We start from the raw sequence: 16,358 nt of genomic DNA on the forward strand, positions 1-16,358 counted from the left end.
ATGAATAGCCATACGCTGTGGTTGATCTGCCGGCGCCTCGGTGCCGGGGTCGTGACCCTGTTGATCGTGTCCATGGTCGTGTTCGCGATCACGGCCGTGCTGCCGGGCGACGCGGCGCAGCAATCCCTCGGCCAGTTCGCCACCCCTGAACAGGTGGCGGCGCTGCGCCTGAAACTGGGGCTGGATCAACCCGGCGTGTTGCGCTATCTGCACTGGTTGATGAATTTGCTCACCGGCGACATGGGCCAGTCGGTGTCCAACGCCATGCCGGTGGGTGAATTGATGGCGGGGCGGGTGCCCAACACGCTGATGCTGGCGGCCGCCACGGCGCTGGTGTCGGTGCCGCTGGCGCTGATCCTCGGCATCGGTTCGGCCATGGGCCGGGGCGGACGCATCGACAGCTGCCTGAGCTTCATCACCCTGGCCATGGTCGCGGTGCCGGAGTTTCTGGTGGCGACCCTGGCGGTGCTGATTTTCGCGGTCAACCTCGGTTGGCTGTCGGCGCTGTCCTACGCCACTGACATCACTTCACCGCTGCAATTTCTGCGCACCTACGCGTTACCGGTGATGACCTTGTGCTGCGTGATCGTGGCGCAGATGGCGCGGATGACCCGTGCCGCCGTCATCGACCAGCTCGACAGCCCGTACGTGGAAATGGCCCTCCTCAAAGGCGTCAGCCCGATCCGCATCGTGCTGCGCCACGCCTTGCCCAACGCCATCGGGCCGATTGCCAACGCCATTGCGCTGAGCCTGTCTTACCTGCTCGGCGGGGTGGTGATCGTCGAGACCATCTTCAACTACCCCGGCATTGCCAGCCTGATGGTCGATGCCGTGACCAACCGCGACATGGCCCTGGTGCAAGCCTGCACCATGCTGTTCTGCGCGGCCTACCTGGCGTTGGTGTTGCTCGCCGACCTCTGCGCCATCCTCTCCAACCCGAGGCTGAGAAACCAATGAACCCGCTCATTGCGAAATCCAGGCCTGCGTCTTCTGCCCTGGCGCTGGCCAAGGTCTCCGGCAACCCGTCTTGGCTGGGATTGGTCGGTGCTGCCGTCTGCGTCATCTGGCTGCTGGTGGCGCTGTTCGGCCCGTGGCTGGCGCCGCACCCGGTCGGCGAAGTGATCTCCGACAACATCTTCGAAGGTTTCAGCCTGGCGCATCCGTTCGGCACCGATTACCTGGGCCGCGACATGCTCAGCCGGGTGCTGGTAGGCGCGCGCTTCACGGTCGGCCTTTCGCTGGTGGCGGCGCTGTTGGCCAGCACCTTTGGCACCGGCTGCGCGCTGCTGTCGGTGGTTTCGCCCAAGTGGCTGGACGAAATCATCAGCCGGATCATGGATGCGTTCATCTCGATCCCCAGCAAAATGCTCGCACTGATCATGGTTTCGGCGTTCGGCTCGTCGGTCACGCTGCTGATCTGCACGGCGGTCATCAGTTACATCCCCGGTTCGTTCCGCGTGGCCCGCAGCATGGCGGTCAATATCGAAGCGCTGGAATACGTGCAAGTGGCGCGGACCCGGGGCGAAGGCAAGTTGTACGTGGCGTGCCGGGAAATCCTGCCGAACATGCTCAACCCGGTGCTGACCGACCTCGGCCTGCGTTTCGGCTACATCGTGCTGTTGCTCAGCGGCATGAGTTTTCTCGGCCTTGGCGTGCAGCCGCCGGACGCCGACCTGGGCTCGCTGGTGCGGGAAAACATCGGCGGGCTCAATCAGGGCGCGATGGCGATCATCATTCCGGCGCTGGCCATCGGCACGCTGACCATCGGCGTCAATCTGCTGATCGACTACCTGTCATCGCGACGCGGTCGACGCTCGGGAGGCCATTGATATGACCCAGTTGATTCGCGTCGAAGACTTGCGCGTGGTGGCCGGTGATCCGGGCAGCGAAGTGGAGATCGTCAAGGGCGTGAGCTTTTCGCTGGAGAAAGGCGAAGTGCTCGCGCTGATTGGCGAGTCCGGCTCCGGCAAAACCACCATTGCTCTGGCCTTGCTCGGTTACGCGCGGCGGGGCTGCCGGTTGTCCGGCGGCGTGGTGCAGGTCGGCGAACACGACATGCTCGCCCTGAACGAAAAACAGTTGCAGGGCCTGCGCGGCAATCGTGTTTCGTACATTGCCCAGAGCGCCGCTGCCGCATTCAACCCGGCGAAAAAACTCCTCGATCAAGTGGTCGAAGGGCCGTTGATCCACGGCCTGGGCACCCGCGCAGAGCTGGAAGCCAAGGCCATCGGCCTGTTCCGCGATCTGGCCCTGCCGAACCCTGAACGCATTGGCCGACGCTACCCGCACCAGGTCTCCGGTGGGCAACTGCAACGGGTGATGGCGGCCATGGCGCTGATCAGCGACCCGCTGCTGGTGGTGCTCGATGAGCCGACCACCGCGCTGGACGTCACCACCCAGATCGACGTGCTGCGGGCGTTCAAGCGTGTGGTGCGTGAACGCGGGGCGACGGCGGTCTACGTGTCCCACGACCTGGCCGTGGTCGCGCAAATGGCCGATCAGATTGTCGTGCTCAACGGCGGGCAGATCCTTGAACAAAGCGCCACCGCGCCGCTGCTCAAGGCGCCGGCCCACGAATACACCCGCAGCCTGCTCGCCGCCGCGCGTCCTGATACGCGCATTCGCCCACCCTGTGGCATCGCGGAAGAGGGGCCGCTGCTGACCATCACCGGCCTGACCGCCGGCTACGGCAACAAGAACATGCAAGGCATGCCGGCGATTCGGGTGCTGGAAGACATCGACCTGACCGTGCGGCGCGGCCAGGCCATCGGCGTAATCGGTGAATCGGGCTCGGGCAAGTCCACTTTGGCGCGGGTGGTGGCGGGGCTGTTGACCCCGGCCCTCGGCGGCCTGACCTTTGACGGCCAGCCGTTGGGCGGCAGCCTGTCGGAGCGCACGCCGGAGCAGTTTCGGCGCATTCAGATGGTCTTCCAGAACGCCGACACCGCGCTCAACCCGATGCACAGCGTGGCGAACATCCTCAGCCGTCCGCTGAAAATGTATTTCGGGCTCAAAGGCGCGGCGTTGCAGGCGCGCATCGGTGAGCTGCTCGACCTGGTGCGTCTGCCGCGGGAAATGGCTGATCGCCGTCCCGGTGAGCTGTCAGGTGGGCAGAAACAGCGGGTCAATCTGGCCCGGGCATTGGCAGCCAAGCCCGATTTGATCCTCTGCGATGAAGTGACCTCGGCCCTCGACACCGTGGTCGGCGCGGCGATCCTCGAACTGCTGCGCGACCTGCGCCAGCAACTGGGTGTGTCCTACCTGTTCATCAGCCACGACATCTCCACCGTGCGCGCGCTGTGCGATGACATCGTGGTGATGTACAGCGGCCACAAAGTCCACGCCGGCCGCCGCGAGTCCTTTGCCGAAGCGCCGTATCACCCGTACACCGACCTGTTGATTCATTCGGTGCCCGAATTGCGCCAGGGCTGGCTGGAAACCTGCGGCGCCACCAGTGGCGAGCTGCCGCCGATCGGCGAGCGGTCCAACCTGCCGGAACTGTGCACCTTCCTTAACCGTTGCCCGATGCGCATCGACGGACTGTGCAATCGCACCGCGCCGAACCGCCGCACGCTGGACAACGGCAGCGAAATTCTTTGCCACCGCGACGGCGCCGACTTGCTGGCGACCCAGCGCGGCGTTACCACCACAAGCTTTGGAGCGTATGCATGAAAGGGCGTTTTGTGAGGTTGGCCGAACAAGGCCGGCCGACGGTCAACCTGACCGTGGATGGCGCGCCGGTCGAAGCGTTGCAGGGCGACACGCTAATGGTGGCGTTGCTGACCCAGGGCAGCTCGCTGCGCCAGTCGGAATTCGACAGCGGCCGCCGCGCCGGTTTCTGCCTGATGGGCGCGTGCCAGGATTGCTGGGTCTGGACCCGCGGTGGTGAACGCCTGCGCGCCTGCTCCAACGAAGTCCGCGACGGGCTCGACATCGTCACCACACAACCGGAGGCGACATGGCCACTGCACAGCTGAGCACTCATCGCGTCGTCATCGTGGGTGCAGGCCCGGCCGGTGTGCGCTGCGCCGAAACCTTGCTGGCGGCCGGCATCAAACCGATCGTGGTCGACGAAAACCGCCGCGACGGCGGGCAGATCTACCGCCGCCAGCCTGACGGCTTCACCCGCGATTACAGCACCTTGTATGGCAGCGAAGCCGACAAGGCCAGGCACCTGCACCAGACCTTCGACCGCATCCATGGCGCCATCGACTACCGCCCCGACACCCTGGTGTGGAACCTCACGCCGGGGCAGTTGTGCTGCGCCAATCAGGGTCGCCACAGCACGCTGGACTACGACGCGCTGATCCTCTGCACCGGGGCCACCGACCGCTTGATGGCCATCGAAGGCTGGCAACTGGCAGGCACCTACAGCCTGGGCGGGGCCCAGATCGCGTTGAAGAATCAGGCCGTGTCCATTGGCCATCGTGTGGTGTTCATGGGCAGCGGGCCGTTGCTGTACCTGGTCGCCAGCCAGTACGTCAAAGCCGGCGCCACGGTGGCTGCGGTCCTCGATACCTCGCCCTTCAGCCTGCGCCTCAAAGCCCTGCCCAAACTGTTGGCGCGGCCGGGTCTGCTGTGGACCGGGATGAAATTTCTGGCGCAGTTGTACCAGGCCAAAGTGCCCGTGCATTTCGGCGTCAAGCCGTTAGAGGTGTTGGGTGATGGCGCCAATGGCGTGGCAGGCGTGCGCTTCACCACCGGCAGCGGCAAGGCCGTGACTGTGCAGGCGGATGCTGTGGCGCTGGGTTATCACTTGCGCCCGGAAACCCAGCTGGGTGATCTGGCCGGTTGCGCCATGGCCTTCGATGACGCCTCCAGCCAATGGTGGCTGGCGACGGACGAGGCCGGTCGTACCTCGGTGAACGGCGTGTATGCCGCCGGTGACGGGGCGAAGATTCGCGGCGCCGATGCCGCCGAGTACGCCGGGCGCCGAGTGGCCCTGGCACTGCTGGAAGACCTCAAACAGCCGTTCAATGCCGGGCTGCGCGATGAACAACAACAGACGCTGGCGGTGATGGACCAGTTTCGTCTGGGCCTGGCCGAAGCGTTTCCCTGGCCTGCCGAACAGGCCAAGGCCTTGCCCGACAGCGCCATCGTGTGCCGCTGCGAGATGATCACGGCCGGCGAATTGCGCCGCACGGTCAACGAGAAGGGCGCCTGTGAGGTCAACCGCGCCAAGGCCTTCAGCCGTGTCGGCATGGGGCGCTGTCAGGGGCGTTATTGCTCCCAGGCGGGTGCCGAAGTGATCGCGGCCGAGGCCGGCGTGCAGGTGCAGGAAGTCGGTCGCCAGCGCGGGCAAGCGCCGGTCAAACCGTTGTCGATGCTCATCGAGGAGGTGTCGCCATGAGCGTGCAAAAAGCAGATGTGGTGATTGTCGGTGGCGGTTTGATGGGCTCAGCGACGGCGTTTTTTCTGCGTCGGCGCGGGCAGTCGGTGATCCTCCTGGAACGCGACCAGATCGGCCAGTACGCCAGCGGCGTCAACTTCGGCAACGTGCGCCGACAAGGGCGTTTTCTCGGGCAACTGGCCCTGGCCAATCGCTCGTGGGCGCTGTGGAAACGCCTGCCGGAGCTGATCGACGACGACCTCGAATTCATCCCCAGCGGGCACATGCGTGTGTGTTATCGCGAGGACGAAATCGCCGAGCTGGAGGCCTACGCCGCCGCGCCGGAAGCCGAGCAACTGGACCTGAAAGTGTATCGAGGCGCCGAGCTGCATCAGCGTTTTGGCTTCCTCGGCGCTGACGTCAAAGGCGGCTCTTACGCCCCCCATGACGGCCACGCCAACCCACGCCTCGCCGCGCCGGCCTTTGCCCGCGCCGCACGCCGCCTGGGCGCGCAGATCGAAGAGCGCACGGAAGTGGCCGAGGTCGAAAAAGTGGGCGGTGACTTTCACGTCACCACCACCGACGGCCGTCAGTTCCACGCCGCGCAGCTGTTGATCACCGCCGGCGCTTGGGGCCAGAAACTTTCGGCGCAGTTTGGCGAACCGGTGCCGCTGGACACCCACGGCCCGCAGATGGCGGTCACCGAGCCGGTGCCCTACGCCTTGCCGACGGTAATCGGCGTGTACACCAAGATCGCCGAAGAGGTGATTTATTTCCGTCAGATCCCCCGGGGCAATATCATCATCGGCGGCGGCTTTCGCAGCAAACCCGACATGCTTAACCGCCGTGCCGCTGTCGAGCCGCGCAGCATCCTCAATCAGGCCGAACAGATGCGCCGCCTGCTGCCGGGCGTGGGCAATCTGAACATCATCCGCGTGTGGAGCGGCATCGAAGGGTACCTGCCGGATTCGCTGCCGGTGATGGGGCCCAGCGGCACTGTCGACGGCTTGTTCTACGCCTTTGGCTTCTGCGGCCACGGCTTCCAGCTCGGCCCTGGCGTCGGTGATGTGATGGCCGAACTGCTCGATACCGGTCGCACCACGACCCCGATCGAGGCATTCTCCATCACACGTTTTGCCCTTCCTGCCGAGCAACGGAGCCACGCCTCATGAAACCCCGGGTTCTCGATATTCTGAAACGGCTGATGGCCTTCGAAACCGTGTCGTCGGAGTCCAACATGGCCCTGATCGACTACGTCCGCGACCTGCTGGTGACCAAAGGCATCGAGTCGCTGATCGTCAAAGACGAGAGTGGCAAGAAGGCCAACCTGTTCGCCAGCACCGGCCCGAAAGACCAGCCCGGCGTGTTGCTCTCCGGGCACACCGACGTGGTCCCAGCGGCGGGGCAGGCGTGGACCTTTCCGGCGTTCGCCGCCACGGTGCAGGATGGCCGCGTTTATGGCCGTGGCAGCTGCGACATGAAGGGCTTCATCGCCCTGGCCATCGACGCCATGCTCGACGCGGCAGAGCACTCACTTACACGCCCACTCAACCGCCCGCTGCAACTGGCTTTGTCCCATGACGAGGAAATCGGTTGCGTCGGCGTGCGGCGCTTGCTTGACGTGCTGCACCTGGCACCAGTGCGGCCGTTTCTCTGCGTGATCGGCGAGCCGACCAACATGCAATTCGTGCTGGGCCACAAGGGCAAAGGCTCCTATCGCACCTACTGCCGGGGCCAGGAGGCGCATTCGTCCCTGGCGCCGCGCTCGGTCAACGCCATTCACGTGGCCTGCGACTTCATCGCCTCCCTGCGTGAAAGCCAGCAGCACCTGCAACACCACGGTGCCCAGGACACCGACTACGACGTGCCCTACAGCACCGTGCATGTCGGGCAGATCAGCGGCGGCAAGGCGCTGAACATCGTGCCGAACCTGTGCACCCTGGATTTCGAGGTGCGCAACCTGCCCGCCGACAACCTGGAACAGTTCATCGAGCAGATGCGCGAGCGCGCCGAAGTGATCGTGCGCGAGGCGCAGAAGCTCTCCAGCGTCGCTGCCATCGAGATCGAAACCATCAACGTCTACCCCGGCCTCGACACCCACCCGACGGTCGAAGCGGTGAGCTTCCTCAAGCAATTCGCTGCGCCGGACACCGGCATGACCAAGGTCTCCTTCGGCACCGAAGGCGGTCTGTTCAAGCAGCGCCTCGACGTGCCGGTGGTGGTGTGCGGCCCGGGTTCCATCGAACAGGCGCACAAGCCGGACGAGTTTATCGAGGTCAGCCAGATGGACGCCGGCGAGCGCTTTTTGCAAGGGCTGCTGGGCTCGTTGAAGGCGTAGCAGAGCCTGCCGTCCTGACGTGAATTTCAGCACGGCGCACTGGTTTGAAGGCGCTTTCGGCATCCTCGTCCGAGCCGGATCCCTAGACTGGAATCTGTCTCGGATCAGGACTCGACCATGCTCAAGAATCGCTTGCAAGACCCCGGCCTGCTGGCTGAACGCGCCTACGTGAACGGCCAGTGGATCGCTGCTGACAGCGGCGCCACCCTGGACGTCCGCGACCCCGCCACCGGCGATCTGCTTGCCCAGGTTCCGGCCATGGACGCGGTCGACACCCGCCGCGCCATCGAAGCCGCCGAACGCGCCTGGCCTGAGTGGCGCGCGCGCCCGGCGGCAGAACGTGCGGCGCTGCTGGAGCGCTGGTTCCAGGCGATGATCGACCACCTCGACGACCTGGCGCTGATCATGACCTGCGAGCAGGGCAAGCCACTCAACGAGGCCAAGGGCGAAATCCGCTACGGCGCCGGCTTCGTCAAATGGTTCGCCGAAGAGGCGCGCCGGGTCTACGGCGAAACCATGCCGGCCCCCAGCGGCGACCGCCGCCTGCTGACCCTCAAGCAACCCGTCGGCGTCTGCGCCGCGATCACCCCGTGGAACTTCCCCAACGCGATGATCACCCGCAAGTGCGCGCCGGCCCTGGCCGCCGGCTGCCCGATCATCGTCAAACCGTCGGACCTCACGCCGCTGTCGGCCCTCGCCCTGGCGGTGCTGGCCGAGCGTGTCGGCATTCCGGCCGGGGTGTTCAACGTCCTCACCGGGCTGCCCGCCGGCATTGGCGAAGAACTCACCGGCAACCCGGCGGTGCGCAAGATTTCCTTCACCGGCTCCACTGCCGTCGGCCGCCTGCTGATGCGCCAGAGCGCCGAACACATCAAGCGCCTGAGCCTGGAACTGGGCGGCAACGCGCCGTTCGTGGTGTTCGACGACGCCGACCTGGAACAGGCCGTGGCCGGAGTGATGATCAGCAAGTTTCGCAACGCCGGGCAAACCTGCGTGTGCGCCAACCGCATTCTGGTGCAGGCGGGCATCTACGACCGTTTCGCCGCGCGATTGGTGGAGGAGGTGGCTAAGCTCAAGGTCGGCAACGGCCTGGAAGAGGGCGTGACCATCGGCCCGCTGATCAACCCGGCGGCGGTCGCCAAGGTGGCCCGGCACATCGACGATGCCTTGAGTCAGGGCGCCAGACTGCTCTGCGGCGGGATTCCCACAGGCGACAGCCAGTTCGTGCAACCCACCGTGCTGGCTGACGCCCACGCCGGCATGCTACTGGCCAACGAAGAAACCTTCGGCCCGGTGGCGCCGTTGATGCGCTTTACTGATGAAGCCGAAGCGCTGGCCCTGGCCAACGCCACTCCGTTCGGTTTGGGCGCCTACTTTTTCACCCAGGACCTGAAGCGCTCGTGGCGTTTCGGCGAGGCGCTGGAGTTCGGCATGGTCGGCCTCAACACCGGGATCATCTCGATGGAAGTCGCGCCGTTCGGCGGCATCAAACAATCGGGCCTCGGCCGCGAGGGCAGCAAGTACGGCCTGGACGAGTACCTTGAAGTCAAAGCCTTCCACATCGGCGGCTTGAACTGATTCATCCCGAGGGGCGCACCATGAGCAAGGCATTCAGAATCGCCGCGATTGCGGGCGACGGCATCGGCAAGGAAGTCCTGCCCGAAGGGCTGCGGGTACTGGAACAAGCGGCGAAAAAGTGGGAACTCAACCTGAGCATCGACCTGCTCGACTGGGCCCACTGCGACTACTACCTCGCCCACGGCAAGATGATGCCCGACGACTGGTTCGAGCAGCTCAAGGGCTATGACGCGATCTACTTCGGCGCCGTGGGCTGGCCCGACAAGGTGCCGGACCACATTTCCCTGTGGGGCTCGTTGCTCAAGTTTCGCCGGGACTTCGACCAGTACGTGAACATCCGTCCGGTACGCCTGTTCCCCGGCGTGCCCTGTCCGCTGGCGGGACGCAAGCCGGGGGACATCGACTTCGTGGTGATCCGGGAAAACACCGAGGGCGAATATTCCTCGGTGGGCGGCAAGATGTTCGAAGGCACCGAACACGAATTCGTGCTGCAGGAATCGGTGTTCACCCGCCGTGGCGTTGACCGCATCCTCAAATTCGCCTTCGAACTGGCCCAGACCCGCCCGCGCAAACGCCTGACAGCCGCGACCAAATCCAACGGCATCTCCATCAGCATGCCGTACTGGGACGAGCGCACGGCATTGATGGCGGCGAACTACCCCGAGGTGACGTGGGACAAGCAGCACATCGACATTCTGTGTGCACGCTTCGTGCTGCAGCCGGACCGGTTTGACGTGGTCGTGGCGTCGAACCTGTTCGGCGACATCCTCTCGGACCTCGGCCCGGCGTGCGCCGGCACCATCGGCATCGCCCCGTCGGCCAACCTCGACCCGGAACGGCGGTTTCCGTCGTTGTTCGAACCGGTGCACGGCTCGGCGCCGGATATCTATGGGCAGAACATCGCCAACCCCATCGCGATGATCTGGTCCGGCGCACTGATGCTCGACTTCCTCGGCAACGGCGACGAACGCTACCGCGCGGCCCATGACGGGATATTGCAGGCGATTGAGGAAGTGATTGCCCAAGGCCCGATCACCCCGGACCTGGGCGGGCAGGGCTCGACGCAAGACGTGGGGGCGGCGATTGCCGGAAGGTTGGTTTAACGGAGGGCCGTCAGGCTACGCGTTCCAATAGTTGGACCGGCTTCAGCCGGGAAGAGGCCGGTGTGTGCAATATCAATTTTTCGGTATGGCCGCTGAAGCCTTCCCGGCTAAAGCCGGTCCCACAGGGACGCTGAGCGTCCGGGGCTGCGTTACCACGCGGAGCGTGGGAACGATCTGCATGTGTCTGGCTCACCGATTACAGGTTTTGATCTCAGTGGGACCGGCTTTAGCCGGGAAGGCGTCGGTTGCTACACCGAGAAATTGATAGCGATTGCGCGAGCCTCTTCCCGGCTAAAGCCGGTCCCACTAAATGCAAGCGTTGTGTCAGTAGGACCGGCTTTAGCCGGGAAGGCGTCAGTTGCCCAACTGAAAATTGATAGCGATTGCGCGGGCCTCTTCCCGGCTGAAGCCGGTCCTACAGGGACGCGTAGCGTCCGGGGCTGCATTACCACGCAGAGCGTGGGAACGATCTGCGTGTGTCTGGCTCAACGATTACAGGTTTTGATCTCAGTGGGACCGGCTTTAGCCGGGAAGACGTCGGATGCCACACCGACGGACCGGGGACAGATTAATTTATGGACAAGCGCTGTAAATAAATCCGTCCCCTTTAAACGAAAGCCCTGTATCAGCATGAATGTCATATGGGATGACGCCTCGAATCATTAGCGTTGTCTATCTGCGCAGTCCGATACAGTACACAAGCTCGTTGTTCAAAGGGTCGCCTAGCAATTCCAACACTGCTGCAGCCTGAATCTCTGTCAGCGCATATTCACCTTCAGGCACATCAGTAAGTGACGCCCAACCCATCGCTGCGAGTACAGGAATCTGAGCATCCTGGGTGACGGTCTTTTGTACTTTACGGAGTCATCAGGATTCGGCTCGGGAAAGAAGCCGCTGATGGATAGGTATGGCATTGGTTGGGCTCCTGTGCAGTATTCGCACTGCAAATAAATCATTCCGTTGCAAGCGTTCAAGACCTTTCCGTTCGAGCTTCAAGTCCTATGAACAGCTGTAAATCAATAGGCAGTGGCCGTCCCACCAGTGTCGACATTTGCATGATCTGATCAGTAGAGAGCAGCCATTGGCCTGCTGCCATTTCATTGATGCTCTGAAGGCCAAGTATCGGGAGGATTTCCTGTATATGAGATTCGTCGAGATCAAGCTCGAACTTAAGTGAGTCATCTTCACTACTGTCTGCCAAAAATCCGCTAATGCATGGGTAAACGCGCCCTGTCACGATCTGCATAGTCCGATTCCGTAAATCAGGTCTGGTCTGAACGACTCGCCGAGAATTGAAAATATTTCGGAAGCCTGAGCGGTTGTAAGGTCGTGGTCCCCGGGCGGAACATCCGTTTGAGACGACCATCCCATCACGGCGAGCACCGAGGTTTCTAAATGCGCTGATACGTCTGCTTCGTATTGCAGCGAGTTGTCCGGGTTGGGCTCAGGGTAAAAGCCCTGTATCAGAATGAATGCCATATGAGGTGACTTCACCAATCATTAAGTTATCCAGAGGGTGGTTGGCCCTGTGCTGTGCTTACGCTACGACGCCTATCAGGAGCTTCAGATCGGTCGGAAGTTGGCGTCCCGTGAGTGAAGACAGCATTGTGACCTGCTCGTTTGTCAGCGGCCAGTCACCTTCCGCCATCGCGTTTAGGCTTGCATGGCCGAGCCGCGCTACGATTTCGTCATCCAACGACGGATCTATCTTCATTTCAAATTTCAGCGAGTCGTCTTCGGTGCTGTCGAGCAAAAATCCAAATATATAGAGGAACATAGAAATCTCACTTTTCAATTTTACGGCCGGGCTTGGCCGGCTTGGTTCGCTCGCCGCTCTGAGGATCAAACTCCCCCAAGTGCTTGCCTTGTTTGTCGTACATTTCGACAGTCCCGTGCTGACTATCCCACTCAAATATTCGGCCTTTGGGATCTTTCCAGCGTCGTCGCTTCGCTCCACCACCCTGGACCATTGTTTTACTGTCTGCTTTCTTGGCGTCTGGAAAGCCTGGGAGGTCCAGTGGAGGCGGATGATACCCATGATCCCCATTAAACGGCCGCGCATACACCACATACATCGACCTCAGCCCCGACTCGGCCGGGAAGACCAGGATGCAGTCTTCGGCGGTGATGTCTTCGCCGGGGAGGCCTTCGAGCTGGCTGTCGGTGTCGTCCGGGATAGGGTGGACGAGGATGGTGCCTAAACGGGCGTCGCTGTTTTCAGGGTAGACCAGCGGTTCCAGCGTCCCATATCGACCTCGGCGGGGCGTCATGAGAATGGTGACGCCGTTGAGATGGGCTTCCATCGCGCTTTTGTCGGCATTCCAGCGGGCTTGCACGGTGCGGACCGAGTCGTCGCCGGATGCCTTGGAATGGATGCCGTAAATCTGCAACTCGCCTTCGGCGTCACGGCGCAGCTGGAAACGCACCCGGGTTGTCGCCTGAGTCAGGTTGCGCAATTCGTCGTCGGTGTAGAGGGTGCCGTCGCCCATCTTTGCTGGGAGCATGCCCACGATGAACAAACTCGCCGGGCCGCCTGCTCCGCGAAGCAGCCAGGTGTGGCTGCGTTGCATGATGCCGCCGCCGGCCATGCGGCCCAGTCCCATGTCTGCGCCCAGAGCCGCTGCAATGGCGTCTGAGGCGGAAGGCAGCAGCATGGCGCCCGCCATCATGATCGCGCCGAAGTTGGAGGCGGGTTCGACAGTGGTCCCGGCGTCAGTGCTGCACCATTCCCCGGTACAGGATTTGGCGAAGACCTTATCGGTACGCTCCTTCGGGGCGGGCCAGCGCTCTGGCATCGGGGTTGGGACTCGCACGGGCTCGGGCGGCAGATTCCACGCTACCCACGACGCGCCTCCGTTGGGAAGCCCTTTAAAAATCGAGTGTTCTTCAAAGGGATCTTTTTTGTCGTCCTTGAACATGACCTTCCTGATGTCCGCCAATTTAAGGCGGCGCAGGATGCGGGCGGGTCGACGAGCGGTCAACGGCGTGGGGGTTACGGGATGTTGCCGGGCGGACAGGCTTCAGATTTCGGTGGGACTGGGTTAAGCCGGTAAGAAATCAACAGCGGGACGCAGAGCGTCCGGGGCGGCATTACCACGCAGAGCGTGGGAACGATCAAATCAAAAGCTTCCCGGCTAAAGCCGGTCCCACTAAAAGCATGCGCGGTGTCAGTGGGACCTTCGGCGATCCCCGTAGGACCAGCTTTAGCCGGGAAGCCCTTGATCCGCTTTTGATCTGCTTTTGATCTTCATACACAGCTAGCCCAGACGACACCAATCGCGACTTTGGTGCAGGCCGAACGTAGATGACGCGCAGTGGGTCGAGCCGCATGGATGCGGCGAGAGCGCCGTCAGGACATGGATGCCCGTTCGGCGCGGGCCCACGGAGCGTCGTCGAAGTGAGGGAACCCGACGAAGTCGGGCCCAACCAGGAGCAGGCACTTTTGCTTACTTTTGGTGCTTTTCAAAAGTAAGTCGCCGAAGGCGAAACGGTCTGCCCCCAGGCAGACGCCCTTGATCTGGCGTTACCACGCGGAGCGTGGGAACGATCTGCGAAGCTCAATACCCCCGATTTCGATCTATCTCACCCACCATCCGCTCCCCCCGCTCAAACCGCCTAATATTCTCCAGCAACACCCCAAAGGCACTCGCCGGCTGCGTCATCGCCGCCACATGCGGCGTCAACACCACCTGCGGATGACCCCAAAACCCATGATCAGCCGCCGCCGGCTCCACCTGCAACACATCCAAAACAGCGCCACTCAACTGCCCACTCTCCAACGCCTCCAGCAAATCCCCCTCCACCAGATGCCCGCCGCGCCCCATATTGATCAGCCCCGCGCCCCGCGGCAGCAACGCAAACAGGTTCCGGTCCAGAATCCCCTCCGTCTGCTCCGTCAACGGCAACACACACAACAAAATATCGCACTGACCCAGAAACCCCGACAACTGCGCCTGACCCGCAAAACAGTCCACACCCTCAATCTCATGAACACTGCGCGCCCAGCCCGACAACGCAAACCCGAACGGCGCCAGCGTCGCCAGAATCTGCTGCGCCTGGGTGCCCAACCCCATCACCCCCACGCGCCGATGCTCCGCTGGCCGCAACAGATGCGCCTGCCAACAGCGCGCCGCCTGCTGCTCGCGGTACCGCAGCATATCCCGATGCAGACTCAACACCGCCCACGTCGCGTACTCACACATGCCCCGGGTGATGCCCGGATCCAGCAGCCGCACCACCGGCAGATCCGCCGGCAAACGCGACAGATCCAGCTGATCGACCCCGGCAGACAGCGCGAACAGCGCCTTCAGATTGGGCAGCAACTGCGTCAGATCATCCGGCGCCTGCCAGGCCGCCAGGTACTCGACCTCTTCGGGATTGCCGATGTCCGGCCAGGCGCGCCATTCGATGTCCGGGGCGTGTTCGGCGAACAGCGTCTGCCAGTGTTGCGCGCGCGCGGGGTCGGCTTTGTAGAGCAAGGCCATGGGCTTCTCCTGCTAAAGGGAAACTGAAGGGAAGGGGTAGGGAGCTAGCCCACATCATCCCCCAAGCCCGGCGCAGGATCTGTTGAAAGGCGGGGCCAAAACAGTTGATCCGAATTTCTCACGGGCCAAGTTCGGCTAAGTGCGTTGCCCGCACGCCGTAACCTGAGCAGCATCGCAACCGCCTCCAGGTTGCCGGACTCACGATGGGAAATGCCATGAACAGCAAAGTCGACGAAACCCCTCTTTTGCTCCGTCAGCGCGAGCAATTTGTGCCCCGTGGTCTGGTCACTGCGCACCCGCTGGTGATCGACCGCGCCCAGGGCACCGAATTGTGGGACGTGGATGGCAAGCGCTACCTGGACTTCGTCGGCGGCATCGGCGTGCTCAACGTCGGCCATAACCACCCGAAAGTGGTCGCTGCCGTGCAGGCCCAATTGCAAAAAGTCTCCCACGCCTGCTTTCAGGTGGCGGCCTATACACCTTACCTAGACCTGGCCCAGCGCCTCTGCGAAATGATCGGCGGTCAGGAAGCCTACAAGGCCGCGTTCTTCACCTCTGGCGCCGAGGCCGTGGAAAACGCTGTGAAGATCGCCCGCGCCCACACCAACCGTTCGGCGGTCATCGCCTTTCGTGGCGGCTTCCATGGACGCACCTTGCTTGGCACCACGCTCACCGGCATGAGCCAACCCTACAAACAGAACTTCGGGCCTTTCGCGCCGGAGGTGTTCCACACGCCGTACCCGAATGCGTATCGCGGTGTCAGCAGCGAGGTCGCGCTCAAGGCGCTGGACGAATTGCTCGCCACCCAAGTCGCGCCAGACCGCGTCGCCGCGATCCTCATCGAGCCCATGCAGGGCGATGGCGGCTTCCTCACCGCGCCGCCGGAGTTTCTCCAGGCCCTGCGCGCCTTGGCCGACAAACACGGCATCGTTTTGATCCTCGACGAGATCCAGAGCGGTTTCGGTCGCACCGGCACCTGGTTTGGCTACCAGCACGCTGGCATCCAGCCTGATCTGGTGACTGTCGCCAAGAGCCTCGCCGGTGGCTTGCCGTTGTCGGGCGTGGTCGGCAAGGCGCACATCATGGACGCGCCGCTGCCCGGCGGCCTCGGCGGCACCTACGGCGGCAACGCCCTGGCCTGCGCGGCGGCACTGGCGGTGATTGACGCGTTTGAGGAAGAACAACTGCTGGCGCGCAGCCAACTTCTGGGTGAACGCCTGCGCCGGGGCCTGATTGGTTTGCAGGCACGTTACCCGCGCATCGGCGACGTCCGTGGCACCGGGTTCATGCTGGCGATCGAGCTGGTCAAGGATGATGCGGCGAGTTCCCCGGACGCCGACCTCAATTCACGGGTGATCGACGAAGCCCGTGCCGGCGGTTTGCTGGTGATCAAATGTGGCGTTTACCGCAACGTGCTGCGCTTCCTTGCGCCGCTGGTGACCACCGAAGCCCAGGTCGACGAAGCCGTGCAGATCCTCGACGCCGCTTTGGCACGAGTCTTGAACTCGAATGTGAAGTGACGCTTT

16 protein-coding genes are annotated in these 16,358 nt (G+C 63.1%); 10 read left to right on the forward strand and 6 right to left on the reverse strand.

The window, feature by feature from the left end:
• The 9 genes from OKW98_RS09910 (at window position 1) to OKW98_RS09950 (ending at window position 10,348) form a co-directional block, all read left to right on the forward strand.
• Window positions 1–957, forward strand: a complete 957-nt coding sequence (locus OKW98_RS09910; protein ID WP_265388988.1) for an ABC transporter permease — start codon at window positions 1–3, stop codon at window positions 955–957.
• The gene (locus tag OKW98_RS09915) at window positions 954–1,829 is read left to right on the forward strand and encodes an ABC transporter permease (RefSeq protein WP_122624288.1); all 876 of its coding nucleotides are present in this window, start codon (window positions 954–956) and stop codon (window positions 1,827–1,829) included. Before OKW98_RS09910 ends, OKW98_RS09915 begins: the two co-directional genes overlap by 4 nt.
• Before the next feature lies 1 nt (window position 1,830).
• A complete protein-coding gene (locus OKW98_RS09920) occupies window positions 1,831–3,672 on the forward strand; it encodes an ABC transporter ATP-binding protein (RefSeq protein WP_265388989.1) in 1,842 nt (613 codons plus the stop codon).
• Window positions 3,669–3,977 (forward strand): (2Fe-2S)-binding protein, encoded by a 309-nt coding sequence (locus tag OKW98_RS09925; RefSeq protein ID WP_265388990.1) that lies wholly within the window; start codon window positions 3,669–3,671, stop codon window positions 3,975–3,977. The genes OKW98_RS09920 and OKW98_RS09925 overlap by 4 nt, the downstream gene beginning before the upstream one ends.
• On the forward strand, window positions 3,959–5,350 hold the full coding sequence (locus OKW98_RS09930; RefSeq protein WP_265388991.1) for an NAD(P)/FAD-dependent oxidoreductase: 1,392 nt from the start codon (window positions 3,959–3,961) through the stop codon (window positions 5,348–5,350). Before OKW98_RS09925 ends, OKW98_RS09930 begins: the two co-directional genes overlap by 19 nt.
• Window positions 5,347–6,501, forward strand: coding sequence for an NAD(P)/FAD-dependent oxidoreductase (locus tag OKW98_RS09935; RefSeq protein ID WP_265388992.1), 1,155 nt, complete (start codon window positions 5,347–5,349; stop codon window positions 6,499–6,501). Before OKW98_RS09930 ends, OKW98_RS09935 begins: the two co-directional genes overlap by 4 nt.
• Window positions 6,498–7,667, forward strand: a complete 1,170-nt coding sequence (argE, locus tag OKW98_RS09940; protein WP_265388993.1) for an acetylornithine deacetylase — start codon at window positions 6,498–6,500, stop codon at window positions 7,665–7,667. The genes OKW98_RS09935 and argE overlap by 4 nt, the downstream gene beginning before the upstream one ends.
• Before the next feature lie 117 nt (window positions 7,668–7,784).
• Complete coding sequence (locus tag OKW98_RS09945; protein WP_265388994.1) at window positions 7,785–9,245, forward strand: NAD-dependent succinate-semialdehyde dehydrogenase; 1,461 nt, start codon at window positions 7,785–7,787, stop codon at window positions 9,243–9,245.
• A gap of 20 nt (window positions 9,246–9,265) precedes the next feature.
• Window positions 9,266–10,348, forward strand: a complete 1,083-nt coding sequence (locus tag OKW98_RS09950) for a tartrate dehydrogenase (RefSeq protein WP_265388995.1) — start codon at window positions 9,266–9,268, stop codon at window positions 10,346–10,348.
• A gap of 672 nt (window positions 10,349–11,020) precedes the next feature.
• Here OKW98_RS09950 and OKW98_RS09955 read toward each other — a convergent pair.
• From OKW98_RS09955 to OKW98_RS09980, 6 genes are all read right to left on the reverse strand, one after another.
• Complete coding sequence (locus tag OKW98_RS09955; RefSeq protein WP_265388996.1) at window positions 11,021–11,155, reverse strand: pyocin S6 family toxin immunity protein; 135 nt, start codon at window positions 11,153–11,155, stop codon at window positions 11,021–11,023.
• A gap of 163 nt (window positions 11,156–11,318) precedes the next feature.
• Window positions 11,319–11,594: a pyocin S6 family toxin immunity protein gene (locus tag OKW98_RS09960; protein ID WP_265388997.1), complete on the reverse strand. Its 276-nt coding sequence runs from the start codon at window positions 11,592–11,594 to the stop codon at window positions 11,319–11,321.
• Window positions 11,582–11,827, reverse strand: coding sequence for a pyocin S6 family toxin immunity protein (locus OKW98_RS09965; RefSeq protein WP_265388998.1), 246 nt, complete (start codon window positions 11,825–11,827; stop codon window positions 11,582–11,584). Before OKW98_RS09965 ends, OKW98_RS09960 begins: the two co-directional genes overlap by 13 nt.
• Window positions 11,828–11,885: 58 nt before the next feature.
• On the reverse strand, window positions 11,886–12,125 hold the full coding sequence (locus OKW98_RS09970) for a pyocin S6 family toxin immunity protein (RefSeq protein WP_265388999.1): 240 nt from the start codon (window positions 12,123–12,125) through the stop codon (window positions 11,886–11,888).
• Between the two features lie 7 nt (window positions 12,126–12,132).
• Window positions 12,133–13,266 (reverse strand): colicin E3/pyocin S6 family cytotoxin, encoded by a 1,134-nt coding sequence (locus tag OKW98_RS09975; RefSeq protein ID WP_265389000.1) that lies wholly within the window; start codon window positions 13,264–13,266, stop codon window positions 12,133–12,135.
• Window positions 13,267–13,905: 639 nt separating this feature from the next.
• Window positions 13,906–14,832 (reverse strand): 2-hydroxyacid dehydrogenase, encoded by a 927-nt coding sequence (locus OKW98_RS09980; RefSeq protein ID WP_265389001.1) that lies wholly within the window; start codon window positions 14,830–14,832, stop codon window positions 13,906–13,908.
• Window positions 14,833–15,047: 215 nt separating this feature from the next.
• Between OKW98_RS09980 and gabT the strand changes: the two genes are divergently transcribed.
• Complete coding sequence (gene gabT / locus OKW98_RS09985) at window positions 15,048–16,352, forward strand: 4-aminobutyrate--2-oxoglutarate transaminase (RefSeq protein WP_265389002.1); 1,305 nt, start codon at window positions 15,048–15,050, stop codon at window positions 16,350–16,352.
• The last annotated feature ends 6 nt before the right edge of the window (window positions 16,353–16,358 follow it).

This window comes from Pseudomonas sp. KU26590, from assembly GCF_026153515.1.
In the GTDB taxonomy this organism is placed as follows: Bacteria; Pseudomonadota; Gammaproteobacteria; order Pseudomonadales; family Pseudomonadaceae; genus Aquipseudomonas.